This is a genomic window from Alkalinema sp. FACHB-956 (assembly GCF_014697025.1).
Taxonomy (GTDB): domain Bacteria; phylum Cyanobacteriota; class Cyanobacteriia; order Leptolyngbyales; family Leptolyngbyaceae; genus Alkalinema.
Genome location: NZ_JACJRC010000027.1, coordinates 48,951 through 63,899, shown reverse-complemented (window position 1 = coordinate 63,899; position 14,949 = coordinate 48,951). Strand labels below are relative to the sequence as shown.

At 50.6% G+C, this 14,949-nt stretch carries 12 protein-coding genes; 9 read left to right on the top strand and 3 right to left on the bottom strand.

From position 1 onward, the window contains the following. The 4 genes from H6G21_RS20955 to H6G21_RS20940 all read left to right on the top strand — a co-directional run. Positions 1-325 (top strand): transposase (locus tag H6G21_RS20955; RefSeq protein ID WP_190575576.1); only part of this gene is annotated, 325 nt, incomplete at its 5' end. Positions 326-590: 265 nt separating this feature from the next. Further along, a complete protein-coding gene (locus tag H6G21_RS20950) occupies positions 591-2,939 on the top strand; it encodes a response regulator (RefSeq protein ID WP_190575574.1) in 2,349 nt (782 codons plus the stop codon). Continuing rightward, complete coding sequence (locus H6G21_RS20945; protein WP_190575572.1) at positions 2,932-4,017, top strand: hybrid sensor histidine kinase/response regulator; 1,086 nt, start codon at positions 2,932-2,934, stop codon at positions 4,015-4,017. The genes H6G21_RS20950 and H6G21_RS20945 overlap by 8 nt, the downstream gene beginning before the upstream one ends. A 159-nt stretch (positions 4,018-4,176) precedes the next feature. Further along, positions 4,177-5,196: a hypothetical protein gene (locus tag H6G21_RS20940; protein WP_190575570.1), complete on the top strand. Its 1,020-nt coding sequence runs from the start codon at positions 4,177-4,179 to the stop codon at positions 5,194-5,196. Here the strand turns inward: H6G21_RS20940 and H6G21_RS20935 are convergent. Beyond that, positions 5,193-6,023, bottom strand: coding sequence for a hypothetical protein (locus tag H6G21_RS20935; protein WP_190575568.1), 831 nt, complete (start codon positions 6,021-6,023; stop codon positions 5,193-5,195). The two genes, H6G21_RS20940 and H6G21_RS20935, sit on opposite strands and share 4 nt — an antisense overlap. A gap of 404 nt (positions 6,024-6,427) precedes the next feature. On the opposite strand from H6G21_RS20935, the gene H6G21_RS20930 reads away from it, so the two are divergent. The 3 genes from H6G21_RS20930 to H6G21_RS20920 all read left to right on the top strand — a co-directional run bounded on the left by H6G21_RS20930 (position 6,428) and on the right by H6G21_RS20920 (position 10,610). Next, the gene (locus tag H6G21_RS20930; RefSeq protein ID WP_190575566.1) at positions 6,428-6,661 is read left to right on the top strand and encodes a type II toxin-antitoxin system HicB family antitoxin; all 234 of its coding nucleotides are present in this window, start codon (positions 6,428-6,430) and stop codon (positions 6,659-6,661) included. Positions 6,662-6,724: 63 nt separating this feature from the next. Then, on the top strand, positions 6,725-8,071 hold the full coding sequence (gene miaB / locus H6G21_RS20925; protein ID WP_190575564.1) for a tRNA (N6-isopentenyl adenosine(37)-C2)-methylthiotransferase MiaB: 1,347 nt from the start codon (positions 6,725-6,727) through the stop codon (positions 8,069-8,071). A 1,036-nt stretch (positions 8,072-9,107) separates the two neighbouring features. After that, positions 9,108-10,610 (top strand): ATP-binding protein, encoded by a 1,503-nt coding sequence (locus tag H6G21_RS20920; RefSeq protein ID WP_190575562.1) that lies wholly within the window; start codon positions 9,108-9,110, stop codon positions 10,608-10,610. A 366-nt stretch (positions 10,611-10,976) separates the two neighbouring features. Here the strand turns inward: H6G21_RS20920 and gloA are convergent, their stop codons facing one another. Next, complete coding sequence (gene gloA, locus H6G21_RS20915; protein ID WP_190575560.1) at positions 10,977-11,399, bottom strand: lactoylglutathione lyase; 423 nt, start codon at positions 11,397-11,399, stop codon at positions 10,977-10,979. Positions 11,400-11,695: 296 nt separating this feature from the next. On the opposite strand from gloA, the gene eno reads away from it, so the two are divergent. Together eno and H6G21_RS20905 are read left to right on the top strand one after the other, a co-directional pair. Continuing rightward, a complete protein-coding gene (gene eno / locus H6G21_RS20910) occupies positions 11,696-12,994 on the top strand; it encodes a phosphopyruvate hydratase (protein ID WP_190575558.1) in 1,299 nt (432 codons plus the stop codon). Between the two features lie 289 nt (positions 12,995-13,283). After that, on the top strand, positions 13,284-14,036 hold the full coding sequence (locus H6G21_RS20905; protein ID WP_190575555.1) for a hypothetical protein: 753 nt from the start codon (positions 13,284-13,286) through the stop codon (positions 14,034-14,036). Positions 14,037-14,115: 79 nt separating this feature from the next. Here the strand turns inward: H6G21_RS20905 and H6G21_RS20900 are convergent, their stop codons facing one another. Further along, entirely contained in the window at positions 14,116-14,925 is an 810-nt protein-coding gene (locus H6G21_RS20900; RefSeq protein WP_242041982.1) for a uracil-DNA glycosylase, read from the bottom strand. Positions 14,926-14,949: the final 24 nt, after the last annotated feature.

Here is a 14,949-nt window from a genome sequence, read left to right as displayed (position 1 = left end):
GGATGCACCGAAAAAACGAGGCCGTCCGCAGCATCCTCCACCGCTTAATTTGCTCGAGCGCTTACGCTCTCAACAAGCGGCGGTTCTTGGATTCATGCATGACTTTGAAGTCCCCTTTGATAACAACCAAGCCGAACGCGATCTGCGCATGATGAAACTCAAGCAGAAAATATCGGGTTGCTTCCGCTCTGAGGACGGGGCTCGCATGTTCTGTCGTATTCGGGGCTATTTATCCACCTTGCGCAAGCAGCATATCAATCTTTTAGAGGCTCTCGTTGCATTGTTCTCGGGACATCCTGTGTCGCTTGAACCTCAGCCTGAGTAGTTACTGCAAAACATCAATAAAACGATATATTCCTAAAAAACAGACTCAAAAACCAACATCCTGTCATCTACTTTGGTGCCATGAAGGGGTAGGCTGAAGAGAGAGTCGAAGTTGCCTGGAAAACTTAAATTTTCTCAGAGAATCAGGTTAGGATGACTGATAGGAGAAGAAAAGAGTGATGCCACTATGCTTCAAGAAGCTAGATTTAACCTTATCCTGACTCCTAGCTTGTATTACCCCTTCTCCCATGGTCAGGAGAAGCTCCATGGAAACCTCTAAAGTTGTTCTACTGATTGATGACGCCTCAGCAGATCGTCAAATTTGCCGGAGTTATTTAAATCAGGACGATCGCTACCACTATGAATTTTTAGAAGCCGCTTCCATCACCCAAGGCAGTGAGTTATACCGTCTTCACCAACCCGATTTAGTCCTTTTAGATTTTGCGATGCCCGATGGGGATGGCATTGAAGTCCTCAATGGTTGGCGCAGAGAATTTGGCAATTCGCCCTTACCCGTCATTATCCTGACTGGACAGGGGGATGAACGGGTAGCCGTACAAGCCATGAAAAGCGGGGCCCAAGACTATCTCGCCAAACGCCTCCTCACCCCCGCTAAACTGTGCCGCACCGCCCACCAAGTGTTGGAACGGATGACCTTGTTGCGGAATCTCCAAAAGGAAAATGATAATCGCCATCTCTTGAACGAGATTGCCCTACGGGTGCGGCGTTCTTTGGATTTTCAAGAAATTTTAACCACGACCGTGCAGGCAGTCCGGCAAACCCTCAAGGCCGATCGGGTCTTAATTTATCAATTCCAAGCAGATAGCAGTGGTCAGATTGTGGCTGAAGCGGTCATTCCAGCCTACATTTCTTCCCTGAATGACTACATGACCGATACCTGCCTGCAAGCAAAACGCAATCAGTTTAATCCCCAGGAAACCACCAGCGCCATCACCGATATTTATCAAGCCGATCTCTCAGATTGTCATGTTGCAATGCTGGAGCGCTTGCAAGTGCGGGCCAATTTAGTGGTTCCCATCCTAGTGGCCCAGGAAACTTTTGACCCCGAAGATGAGACCCTAAACCTATCCCATAGCTATCTCTGGGGATTGTTAATTGCCCACCAGTGTGATCAACCTCGACTGTGGCAATCTTGGGAGATTGAATTGCTGGAACAATTGGCCACTCAAATGGCGATCGCCATTCGTCAAGCCTTACTCGTGCAAAATTTGCAAACCCTGAATACCCAACTGGAGGCTACGGTTAAACAACGCACCCAGGAATTGCAAGCCATTAACGACCAACTCATCCAGACAAACGCCCAGTTGGCTGCGGCCAATCGCCTCAAGGATGAGTTCCTGGCTAATATGAGCCATGAATTTCGGACTCCCCTGAATGCCATCTTGGGGATGACTGAGGGCCTTCTCGATGGCATCTTTGGCCCCTTGACCGATCGTCAGATCCACCCCATGCACACCATTACCCAGAGTGGGCAACAACTCCTGGCGCTGGTTAATGACATTTTGGACTTGGCCATGATTGAAGCAGGGCAATTGACGCTAGCCCCCACCAAGGTCAATGTCCGCCAGATCTGTGAAACCAGTCTTGCATCCGTATACGCCCTGGCACACCAAAAGCAATTACACCTGAGTTTAACCATCGCATCGGTTATTTCCACGATCGTCGCGGATGAACAACGACTGCAACAAGTCCTCGTGAGTTTACTCAACAATGCTGTGAAATTCACTCCAGAAGGCGGTTCTATTGCTTTATCGGTTAACTACTCAGGCAATGACGGCTTAGGCGATAACGGCTTAGGCAATGACGGCTTAGGCAATAACGGCTTAGGCAATACTAAATCCGACACGGTTTCCTTCCCCGCATCGAGCCAAGCCCACTGCGGTTGGGTTGAATTTTCGGTACAAGATACAGGGATTGGCATTGCACCAGAGAACATCCCCAAATTGTTTCGTTCCTTTGTGCAAATTGACAGTGATTTGAGCCGACAGTATCCGGGCACAGGGCTAGGATTAGCCCTCGTCAAACGTATCGTCGATCTGCACCAAGGCCAAGTTCAGGTGCGGAGCGAACTCGGGGTCGGCAGTTGTTTTACGATGCGTTTGCCCCACCACTTGCCCTGCCCGTTGGATGGTAGAGCAACAGACTCTCTGCCGCCCATCCCCTTGTCTTTGCTAGCGGCGGATCTGCATCCAGCCCACAAACTTCAAGACACACGAATTTTGCTCGTGGACGATCGTCCTGCTAGCATAGACACCATGACCAGTTATTTGGAAAGTCGAGGGTATCAAATCATTCCTGCGCAGACCAGTGTTGCTGCGATCGAACTCACACAACTCCGTGCGCCCCAATTGATTTTGATCCATTTGCGACGAATGGATGTGCCAACTATGGCAATGCTCCATCAGATTCGCAAACAACCCAACCTGGGCCAAGTTCCAATGTTAGCGCTTTCAGAGATCCCCTTATCCCATGAGTTCAGTCCAGAACAGCTCCCTGTCGATGATTATTTAATTTTACCAATCCCCCTTAAGTTTCTCGCCGAAAAAATTCAATCTCTTTTAATCGCTTCCAGGGAGCAACCTTTGAATGGATAGACAACCTTGCATTTTTGTTGTGGATGATGAACCTGATAACTTTGATGTGATTGAAACCCTGTTATATCAGGAAGGTTATCAGTTTCACTATGCCCAGAGCGGTCAGCGTGCCCTCGATCGGCTCGACAATGTGCAACCGGATGTCATTCTCCTGGATGTCATGATGCCGCAAATGAATGGCATTGAAGTCTGCCGTAAAATCAAGGCCGATCCGAAATGGCGCGCGGTACCGATCGTCATGGTGACCGCCTTGACTTCCAAGGAAGATCTCGCCCGGTGTTTGGCTGCCGGGGCCGACGATTTTGTCAGTAAGCCCGTCAATGGTGTGGAGTTGACTGCGCGGGTCAAGTCGATGCTGCGCATTAAGCAACAGTACGATCGCTTGCACAACATCTTGCAACTACGGGAGGACATGACCTATACGATTGTCCATGATCTGCGCAATCCCCTCGCGATCATCATGTTTGCAGGGGATGTGCTGGCATCGGCAGAGTTACCAGACTTTTTACGCCGCAACGTAGTTCGACTCAATGATGCCACCGATCGCTTAGCCCATTTGATTGATGATGTGCTGCTGCTGGGGAAATGCGAGGCAGATCGGTTGGTGCTAACCCGTACTAAGGTCGATCTCGTGGCGATGGCCCAGGATGCCCTTAAGGATTTCGCCCCCACCCTAGAGGCCAAACAAATCGAACTGCACCAAGAATTTCCCAATCATCCGATCGAAGTCTTGTTAGACGCCAGTTTAATGCGGCGGGTACTGGATAATCTGTTGTCCAATGCCCTCAAGTTCTCCTATAAACAAGGTCAGATTTCCGCCAAGCTGGAATTGCAGGGCGCGGAGGGGGTTCTCATTCACATTGCTGATACCGGATCAGGGGTCTCCCCCGATAAGCGTCAAGCGATTTTTGAAAAATACGAAGTGGGCGAATTAGTGGTTGGGGCTCGGCAATTGGGGCTGGGCCTTGCATTTTGCAAAACGATCGTCGAAGCCCATGGGGGACAGATTTCAGTCACCGACAATGTGCCCAATGGCTCGATTTTTAGTCTCTTTTTGCCCTCTGAACCCCAGCCATAAAACGAGCTCCGGATGAGGTTCGCCATGCCATTCGCCTGATGGCATCTCACACGTTTGATGGCATCTCACATCTAGTGGGAATGCTAGACCCAGCGCAGTCATCCTGTTTAGACGCAGTCCGTTTTAGATCAATTCCTGAATGTCCTCTGGCCTCCACCCATGAAGCAGATCGATCTCCTCCTCCAAGCCCGTCAGGGTGATCCGATCGCGATCGGACAACTGCTCAGCCAAGCTTTGAAAATGAAGCCCTCGGAGATTACCGTGCATTTAAAGCAGGGCAAACTTCAGGTAATGCTCCGGCGCGCCACCCCACGCCCCTTTGCCATCACCACCATCCACCACAGCTTACAACCCATCGGCAAACCCCTCATTCAGCAGGTGCGGGTTGTGGCCTTGCCCCCCAATGCCCCCGCGCCCCTCTGGGTGGAAACCTTTCCCTTAAGCCCCACGCCCCCGCTGGGTCACGCGCACGCCAAGCAGTCCACCCACTCTGCATCCAAACCTGTCGATCTCCGCACGACTGCTCGCCCATCTCCTTCCAAGCCACGTCTCCCCCTGCGATCGCCCTTATCCCTGCATCAGTGGATGACCCAAAAACCACAGCCCAGACAGTGGTGGCCCTTTCTGCAGGCTCATTTTGATCGATTCAAGCTAGGTATCATCGGACTGGTCGCACTCTATGGCCTGTTGGGAAGTCGCAGTTATAACGTCATCGATTTCATGGAAGGCAGCAATCGCATCATGATGTTTATCCATGGTGTAAATCTAATTTTCCATGAAGCTGGACATATCATTTTTATGTTGTTTGGTTCATTTATGCATGTACTAGGGGGCTCCCTGAACCAGATTTTAATTCCTGCTCTTATCAGTGGCTACTTTTTTATCACAGGACAACGCTTCTCCAGCGCGATCGCCCTCGCTTGGGTGGGCGAAAATTTCTGGGATGTTTCCATTTACATAAAAGATGCTAGCGCGATGGAATTGCCCCTGTTGGGTGGAGAAGGGGTTTTACACGATTGGAATACGTTGTTGGAGGATCTGGGACTCCTCCAACTCGATCAACTGATTGGCAACTTATTTTTCGCCATCGGTAGCATCATTTACCTCAGCGCTATCGGCTTGGGGGTTTACTCCGCATGGCTCCACGATCGCTCAACCCCCACTCCACCCGCCGCTTAAAACCCGATCGCTTGATTCGAGAGTTCAACTTTGACCAATTTGAACGAACCACTGGCCGACTTAGTATTATCTCCCACAAATAGAAAATTAGAACTGTTATAGGGAAACCCAAAGACTGAGTAGTTTTTTACAGTCCCCGTCAAAATCGGTGTGCTGTAGTTACGCTTGGCAAACAACCGATAGGTATTGCCCCGAATCGCTAAGTCATAATGCACCACTGTCCCCGTGGGATTAAACGACGTGCCCTCCCCATGGGTAAACAAAGGTTTGCCCGCTACACGACCATCATTCTGCACCCAGAGTCGATCGGTGATCGTCGGGTCACTTGCCCAAAAGGCCAACTCTACACCCCACCGATCGACCCCTAAAATGGTCACACTCAACCCAGCCCGATCCTTCGAGGCGTGGGATTCTGTCAACAACTGCACATCAATCCCTAGCGTATATCCCGCATTACGATCGAGGGCAAAGGGCTGGGAGAACCGGGAATAGCCTGCCTGGGTTGCATTACCGCCCACGGTCGTATTCAACACTGTGGCCCCACCACCCACAGTTTGCGTTGCACCATTGAGCACCGTTATCCAACCCTGACTACCGGGCGCAGTATTTTTCGCTCCGTCGTACAGCGTGTAGGTCGCAGCCTGGGCACCCGTCACCAAACCCAACAAACAGCCTCCGATCGTCCAGCCAGCCAACCACAGCTTCCAAGGTTGAGCCCGAAAATATTTTCGTTGGCAAAAATCTAATTGATCGATCATGGGAATGCCTCCAAATGGTGATTTAACAATCCATTCGTCAATCGCGATCGCACCCTGTTCACCAGCCACGGCCCCAGCCACCTGTGCTTACCTTCCCAGCCACCTGTGCTTACCTTCCCAGCCACCTAGCGCTTCAGTCTCGCGCTTTAACGTCGAGTTGATTTTCCTGATTATTTTTCAGCTAAATTTAATTAGCCTACGAAAAATTACTTGCGTTACCTGCTAGATATTTTTACATCCTTTACAGAAAATTTTGCCAACTTCACAAAAGCTCACCAAAATACAGTTGAGCTGTCCGTGGGAGTGCTGATTTTCTTAGATTTCGTAGCGAACGAGCCGGATAATCCCCCCAAACGGCTGAAGGAAACAGTAAATAAGCCATAGCGAAATGGCTATAGCTGAATCACTCTGGCTTAGTCACAATCTTCATGCACTGAGCGATCGCCCAATCCACCGCTGAATTGGCTCCACCTATGCACAATCCCTACACGATGGTTATCCAATGGTCTGCTTTACAACAAAGCTACGTCGTCTTTTTGCCTGATTTTGCAGGCGTTGTTCACCAACCCTGTGCCACAGGTCGCACCTTTGCAGAGGCAGCCCACCAGGGACAACAAGCCCTCCACGTCTTGATTGAGCACCTCGAAGACTGTGGGTTAGCCTTGCCTATCCCCCAAAATTATTCCTATCCCCTGCAAGTTGCCTAAGCGATCGCCCACAAAATTGCCTAAAATAGGGGACTGACCTCTAACCAGGAAACCTCTTCAGCAATGGCGCGTCGTTATCACATCACCACCTTTGGTTGCCAAATGAACAAAGCCGACTCCGAACGCATGGCCGGCGTTCTGGAAACCATGGGCTTTGAAGCAGTCGAGGAACCCGATGAAGCCGATGTGATTCTCTACAACACCTGTACGATTCGCGATAACGCTGAACAGAAAGTCTATTCCTACCTTGGCAGGCAGGCCAAACGCAAACAGGAACAGCCCAATCTCACCCTGATTGTGGCGGGTTGCGTGGCCCAGCAGGAGGGCGAACAACTCCTACGACGAGTCCCAGAGTTGGATCTAGTCATGGGGCCGCAGTATGCCAACCAGCTCGACAGTCTGCTGGAGCAGGTGTTTAACGGTAGCCAGGTGGTGGCCACCGAGCCTGTGCACATTATGGAAGACATCACCAAGCCCCGACGGGATAGTGTGGTCACGGCTTGGGTGAATGTGATTTACGGCTGTAACGAGCGCTGTACCTACTGCGTTGTGCCCGGTGTGCGCGGGGTGGAACAATCCCGTACCCCCGAAGCCATCCGCGCTGAAATGGAAGAACTGGGGCGTCAAGGTTATAAAGAAGTGACCCTCCTGGGACAAAATATTGATGCCTACGGTCGCGATCTCCCCGGCAGCAAACCCGATGGGCAGCACCTGCACACCTTGACCGACTTGCTCTACTTCGTCCATGATGTGCCCGGCATCGATCGCATCCGCTTTGCCACTAGCCACCCCCGCTACTTCACGGAACGGTTGATTAAAGCCTGCGCTGAGTTACCCAAGGTCTGTGAACACTTCCACATTCCCTTCCAGTCGGGGGATAACGATGTGCTCAAAGCCATGTCCCGTGGCTACACCCAGGAAAAATATCGCCGCATTATTGATACCATCCGCAGCTACATGCCCGATGCCGCCATCAGTGCCGACGCGATCGTCGGGTTTCCCGGAGAAACGGAGGAGCAGTTCCAAAATACGCTGAAACTCGTGGATGACATCGGCTTTGACCTGTTGAACACCGCCGCCTATTCCCCCCGCCCCGGCACCCCCGCAGCCCTGTGGGACAACCAACTGAGCGAAGAGGTCAAGGCCGATCGCCTGCAACGGTTGAACCATCTTGTCTCTCAAAAGGCCGCCGAGCGATCGCAACGTTATTTCGATCGGGTGGAAGAAGTGCTCGTCGAGGATCAAAATCCTAAGGACCCAACCCAGGTCATGGGCCGCACCCGAGGTAACCGGCTTGCCTTCTTTAAGGGGGATATTCAAACCCTCAAGGGGCAAATCGTTCCGGTCAAAATTACAGAAGTGCGTCCTTTTAGTCTAACAGGAGAAATTTTGCAGCCGAGCTGTGTTTAACCTATTCGGGAATGCTGGATATACAATCGAGCCATCTGCAATTGCGTGATTGTTCAAGCAACTATTGTCAACTATGCGCTAATCTTTTTGAATGCGATCGCGATCACAACTATAGTGTGATCGCGATCGTTTTTCAGGTGGCTGATTCGCTCTACTCATGGCGATTTATCCCTGGTAAGATAGGCTAGACAATCGCATCTTCCCCAGTTATTGTTGTTATGATCTAATGGTAATAACACTAGGGTCATTGTTAGGGTCATTTTGTACCTATTCTGATCGAAAAATTTGATCGAAAAATAGGTCATTAACTGGAGAATAGAAATTGAAATAATTAACCGATTGCTGATTCCTTCCTGTTAGGCAGTAATTTTTAAAAAATTTCCCGTTTTTTCACCTTGTTTATCTAGCTAATTTGCTGATCTAAGTTACCGAGCTAAGTTGTTGAACCAATCCACCTAACGAATCCGCTGAACTCGAATCCGCTGAACTCAAAAGAGCGACGGTCATTGCTTACGGAAGTTTAATTTCTTGTTGTTCAATTGTTTATTTTAGAAATTTTTGTGGAACTCTATCCTTAAGTTAAGCATTTTAAGTCACTTTTAAGTAAATCCCTTTTTAAGTAGGTCACTGTCTAAGTAACTCGCTTTTTAAGTGTTGAATCCTGTTAGGGGATTGCTGAAACGACCTATGCGCTCAACCCATACAGCCTAAGTTCCAAGCGGGTACCCCAGTCATGGCAGTTACCCAATCATGGGGGTTTAAACCATGTTCTCCGATCGTTTCAGCTCATTTTAGTCGCTAGGGAAGTCAAATTGCCTATTTTCAGTGATGAGAGCGTGATTAGAGATTGCTTGACAAAATGATTTTATTACTGCTTTAAATTCAATAAGTCTTTTTTGGGAAGCATTCTGCCATCTTCAGAAGTTCAGGGATTGATTTTTCTCACGATCGGGTCATGTAACGCAATTCTTCTACTCTGCCTGATTCCCTTGTTGATCTTCCATCGTTGCTCACTCACTGCCGTAGATGAGGCTATATGTCAGAGGTTTTAGTTTCTGATTCCTGTGCAACACCATTGTTCTCAGTGGCCAAAGGAGGCCAAAATTGTTGTAATCAGGGAGAAATCAACCAATTATTGGCAACGCTGTTAGAAATGGTTACACCTGCGATCGTGATCAAGGATACGCACACCTTGAAATGTTTGGCTGTCAACCAAATAGCGGCAACCCTGTTTGGCGGCGATCGCAGCGATCGGGCAGACTTAGTCGGACAAAAAACCATTGATTGGCTTCCCGTTGAACAAGCAGAAATTTTGAATGAGTACGATCGCACAGCCCTAGGCCAAAACAAGGCCGTGGCGTTCACCCAGCTGGTTACACCTCAAGCGACGGGCCTTTCTCAGTTGCTCAACTGCACCACCATTCCAATTTGCAACGACTCCGGTACTCCGGTCTACTTGTTGACTACTTGCACAATTACCTCCTCCAGCGCCAACATTTTGCCCGAGCAGGTTTTGCCCGAGTACATTTTGCCTGAGCAGGTTTTGCCGGAGTACATTTTGCCCGAATACTTAGCCGCAGAAGAGAGTCAACCTTTGGACAGGCAGCTGAGCCCCGAAGTCCAACTCAAACATGCCACGATCGAGCTGGAACATCTGCGAGAACAGCTCAATCGCCTCCAAGTCCAAATGCTGCAAAGCGAAAAGATGGCCAGTTTAGGACAATTAGTGGCGGGGATTGCCCACGAAATCAATAATCCAGTCAACTTTATCTACGGCAACCTGAAGTACACCAGCGAATATGCCCAAGACTTGCTGCGGGTGATTCAGCACTATAGAGCCAGCTATCCCAACCCCACTCCAGAACTGGCCGCCTTCATGGAAGAAGTCGATCTGGCTTACTTAATGGAAGATTTACCCCAAATCCTGTCGTCTATGAAGGTGGGAGCCGATCGCATTCGAGAAATTGTTCTATCCCTCCGGAACTTCTCGCGATTAGATGATACGGAATTACAAGAAATTGATCTGCACCAGGGACTCGACAACACGCTGGTCATTCTACAAAACCGGCTCAAATCAAAGGCCGATCGCCCAGAAATTTTAGTCACGAAGCACTACGGTGTATTACCCTCCGTGCAGTGCTACGCAGGACAGCTGAATCAAGTCTTCATGAACATTCTCAGCAACGCGATCGATGCCCTGGAAGATGCCTATAACCATGGCAAATGTCCACAACCTGCCATTCAGCTCCACACCGAGTTAGCCAACGATCGCGCCATTATTCAATTCAGCGACAATGGCCTGGGCATTCCAGAACACATTCAAGCCCATTTATTCGATCCCTTCTTCACCACCAAGCCTGTGGGCCAAGGAACGGGCCTGGGACTTTCCATCAGTTATCAGATTGTGACTGAGAAACATCAGGGCACCCTAGACTGCATTTCCACCCTCGGTCAAGGGACAACATTCCGGATCACCATTCCCCTGGAACTGGCGCTCAACCCGCATTCCTCAACCCCCATTGATGACTGCCCCCAATAGATTCGTACAGCCATCACCCATAGAGTAAGGGTAATGCTATCCAATTGATCCATTTGATTCATGACTACGGCAGATCCGATCCCCCGAGTCTTCCTCCCCTAGGACAAGCAAAGCTACAGCAGGGGGAATTGAACTCAATTTTTTCAAACTCCTCCTTTATTTCGGCGTAGGCTCTCCCTAGGAGAGCGGGGGATTTCAGGGGATCGGATGGTTTGCAAGGCTTACAATCAACTGGCAATCAACTGGCAATCAACTGGCAATTAACCGGCAATTAACTAGCCATCAACTGGTAATCAACCGAATGCTCAAGCGCGATCGTGGCGATTTCAGTCGATCTAAGGTGATCTTAAGTTGATCTAAGGCGATCTAAGCCGTAGCACTCACTGCTTCCTGGGCTGCCCCTTGGGGACGTAACTGAATGAGTTCTACCTTGTACCCATCCGGATCCTCAACAAAGGCAATGACCGTTGAACCATGCTTCATAGGCCCCGGCTCCCGCGTCACCTTGCCCCCCCGAGAGCGAATTTCTTCACAGGTTTGATAGATATCATCCACCCCGATCGCAATGTGGCCGTAAGCATCACCCAGGTCATACTGTTCCCGTCCCCAGTTGTAGGTCAGCTCAATCACCGTGTGATCCGCTTCATCCCCGTAGCCGATAAACGCTAGGGTAAACTCGCCACCGGGATAATCTTTTTGTCGCAGTAGCTTCATCCCCAACACTTCGCAGTAGAACTTGAGCGATCGCTCTAGATTGCCGACCCGCAGCATTGTGTGCAATAACCGCATAGCTGTTTCCTACCATTCCAAATGACATCTGCTTTATTGTAACGAGCGGCCTCTGCTTCCACGTCCAGCAGCTTCTTGGGCTTCTCCTGGGATCACTGCCATCGGTTAACTGTCAACCACGAACAAACCCCCCTTGCCCCGCTCGCTATACTTGCACCCTGCGTCCCTTCACCCCCAAGAGCGAACCATCCCCCAACAGCACTCTTTTCCAACTGGCCATTAGGTCGTATCCTAAGCGATGGTTCATAGAGAATTCCCTAACCCACCGAAAAGCTGAGTTCAGAGGTTTACCAGACATGTTTGATGCGTCAGATACCGCGATCGAGATGATTTCTGCGCGTGAGATCCTTGACTCCCGAGGCCGTCCCACCATTGAAGCCGAAGTCCAACTCATCAACGGGGCAAAAGGGCTAGCGCAGGTACCCAGCGGCGCTTCCACCGGTACATTTGAAGCCCACGAGCTACGTGATGAAGACCCAAATCGTTATGGCGGCAAGGGGGTTCTCAAAGCCGTCGAAAACGTTAAAACTATCATTACTCCTGAATTAATTGGCGTTGATGCCCTGAATCAAGAACTCGTCGATCGCCTCATGATCGGCCTTGACTCAGACTCCAACAAGAAAAACGTTGGTGCCAACGCCATTCTTGCCGTTTCCCTAGCCACGGCCAAAGCCGCTGCGGAGGGTCTCGGACTGCCCCTCTACCGCTACCTCGGCGGCCCTTTGGCTAATCTGCTGCCCGTCCCCTTGATGAATGTTATCAACGGCGGTGCCCACGCAGATAACAACGTAGACTTCCAGGAATTCATGATTGTCCCCGTTGGAGCCGATAGCTTCCGGGAAGCACTGCGGTGGGGGGCTGAAGTGTTCCATGCCCTCAGCAAAGTGTTGAAAGATCAAGGCTCGCTGACCGGGGTGGGCGATGAAGGGGGATTTGCGCCCAACCTCGCCTCTAACCAAGCAGCCCTAGATCTGTTGATGATTGCGATCGAAAAGGCCGGTTACAAGCCCGGTGAGCAAGTGGCGATCGCCCTGGATGTAGCTTCCAGTGAGTTCTACAAAGATGGTCAATACCACTTCGATGGCAAAGCCCACACGCCGGGGGAAACCATCGATTACCTGGCTAAGCTGACTACGGAATATCCCATCGTCTCGATCGAAGATGGCTTGCAAGAAGAAGACTGGGAAAACTGGCAAGCACTGACCGAGAAAATTGGCAGTCGGGTGCAACTGGTGGGGGATGACCTGTTCGTAACCAACGTCGAGCGTTTGCAAAAAGGCATCGACCAAAAAGCGGGCAATTCCATTCTGATTAAGCTCAACCAAATCGGCTCGCTCACGGAAACCCTGCAAGCGATCGACCTAGGGGCACGCAATGGCTTCCGATCGATCATCAGTCACCGTTCTGGGGAAACCGAAGACACCACGATCGCGGATCTCGCAGTGGCTACCCGTGCGGGACAGATCAAAACTGGATCCCTGAGCCGGAGTGAGCGCGTTGCCAAGTACAACCGCCTGCTACGCATCGAAGATGAGTTAGGAGATCTGGCTGTTTATGCAGGAACCACAAACATGGTTCCCAAGTGGAGCAAGTAATCTCAGAACGCCAATTAATTTGGGTCTGAATGCATCACAGGGGAGTTTATCCTCCCTTGCCTTGCCTCAACCCACCTGCTGCGGTCAGAATTTGCACTGGCCGCTTTTTTATGCATTTCCGACCTTGTATTGTTTGTGCGATCGTTCGCTGCTGCTGGTTTTGTCTCAAAAATCGTTACGCACAAGAATCGTTACGCGCAAGAAAGAATCCTGATCTAGGTGGAAAATTGAGTACCATTGAAAAGCTGCAAGATAAGCACTTCGAAAATCTACCGATTCCTGTGACCCTATGGCTGTACTCAACGATCGACACATCAAAATTCTACGGGTCATTGATGCAGGCAACATCACGGGGGAGGACATTGCCGCTGCCGTTGGGTCATCCATGCAGTTGCTCAGCTACTACCTCAACACCCTGTCCGACGATGGTTACCTGAAAATCGCCAAAGTCTACGACAATTTCACCCGTGAATTTCAAATTGTTCGGGCTTACCTCACCTCTGAAGGCAAACAGGCCCTAGCCCAAGCGAATGCCAATTCTGCCGGCGCTTCAGGCATTGCCCCATCTACCCCATCCACGACAGAGGCGGCCCATCCCACCGTACATCCTACGGCGCATCCCACAGCGGCGACTCCTGCTCATACTGCGACGATCGCGCCCGATGCCCCATCCGGCAACGATCCCACCGTTCATTCCAGCGGTTTAGAGAGTGGCTTAAATTACAACACGCCTGACTACAACACCCCTGATTACAACACCCCTGATTACAACACCCTCGCGCAACACATCGTTGCCCTGACCCAGGTTTTGGAAGCATTGCCCCCCAACCGCCGAGACCTGGTCACCGTTTACTTGGAAGACCTCGCGATCGAAGTGAATCAGCCGGATAAACGCCGTAGCAATCGCTTGAAGGCTTACTTCCTGGCAATTTTGAACACGGTTGTCCCCATTCTGAAACATTTACCGGAGTCTGAGCAGTTTACCCACCTGACCCAGGCGATCGCCCAGCAATTACAATTGCCGATCAAATTTCCAGACTAGGTCGCCCAGCAATTCCCGGCAATTGGTTTTTAGAAATTAATCGATGGCTAGAAGTTCAGCAAAGTTCAGCAGGTAGGAATTACAGGGCTGACTTGAGTTCATCCAACTTCCGTCGCACTTCCTGAATATCCTGCCACATCAGCCATTTGGGACTTCCCTGGGCCCGTGATGGATTACGTAACAGATAGGAGGGGTGAAAAACGGGCATACAGGATCGCCCTTCCCAGTCCCGCCAAGTCCCACGAATCTGCGTGATTTTGACGTTTTTCTCGTTCAGCAGTCCTTCGATCGCGGAGGCTCCTGCCATCATAATAATTTTCGGATCCACAAGCCGAATTTGTTCCATCAAATAGGGGCGACAGGCGTTCATTTCATCCCGTGTAGGCTTACGATTGCCCGGTGGCCGACATTTCACAATGTTGCAGATAAAAACATCGTCCTCCGTCAGCCGCACCGATTCCAAAATCTTGTCGAGCAATTGCCCTGCTTTGCCAACAAAAGGCTGTCCCGTCAGATCTTCATTTTCCCCTGGTCCTTCGCCAATAATCATCAATAGGGCATTGGGATTGCCTCGGCTAATCACCGCATTCGTCCGAGTTGCGCCCAATTCGCAGCGATGGCACTCAGAACAATGGGCTTTGATTTCGGCCATGGAGCCATAGGTACCTACTGGAATCTGCACCCGCGCACTGGTCGGAATTTGGCTGGGATCAAACGATGGGGGAACCGAGGTCACCGGGAGAGAACTGGGGACGACCTGTGACGACTGGCTAGCTGATGGCTGAGCGGAGGATTCCGACGTTTCAGAACTTTCCGGCGCTGGGGTACCGCTCCAATCAAACAAGCTGAATTGTTGATCCGCCATGGACTCAGATTTAGGATCAGGCATAGGACACACAGGTTGAACCAACGT

Coding starts and splice junctions, on each gene's coding strand:
- H6G21_RS20950 (WP_190575574.1), top strand. CDS start 591: ATGGAAACCTCTAAAGTTGTTCTACTGATTGATGACGCCTCAGCAGAT.
- H6G21_RS20945 (WP_190575572.1), top strand. CDS start 2,932: ATGGATAGACAACCTTGCATTTTTGTTGTGGATGATGAACCTGATAAC.
- H6G21_RS20940 (WP_190575570.1), top strand. CDS start 4,177: ATGAAGCAGATCGATCTCCTCCTCCAAGCCCGTCAGGGTGATCCGATC.
- H6G21_RS20930 (WP_190575566.1), top strand. CDS start 6,428: ATGCACAATCCCTACACGATGGTTATCCAATGGTCTGCTTTACAACAA.
- miaB (WP_190575564.1), top strand. CDS start 6,725: ATGGCGCGTCGTTATCACATCACCACCTTTGGTTGCCAAATGAACAAA.
- H6G21_RS20920 (WP_190575562.1), top strand. CDS start 9,108: ATGTCAGAGGTTTTAGTTTCTGATTCCTGTGCAACACCATTGTTCTCA.
- gloA (WP_190575560.1), bottom strand. CDS start 11,399: ATGCGGTTATTGCACACAATGCTGCGGGTCGGCAATCTAGAGCGATCG.
- eno (WP_190575558.1), top strand. CDS start 11,696: ATGTTTGATGCGTCAGATACCGCGATCGAGATGATTTCTGCGCGTGAG.
- H6G21_RS20905 (WP_190575555.1), top strand. CDS start 13,284: ATGGCTGTACTCAACGATCGACACATCAAAATTCTACGGGTCATTGAT.
- H6G21_RS20900 (WP_242041982.1), bottom strand. CDS start 14,925: ATGCCTGATCCTAAATCTGAGTCCATGGCGGATCAACAATTCAGCTTG.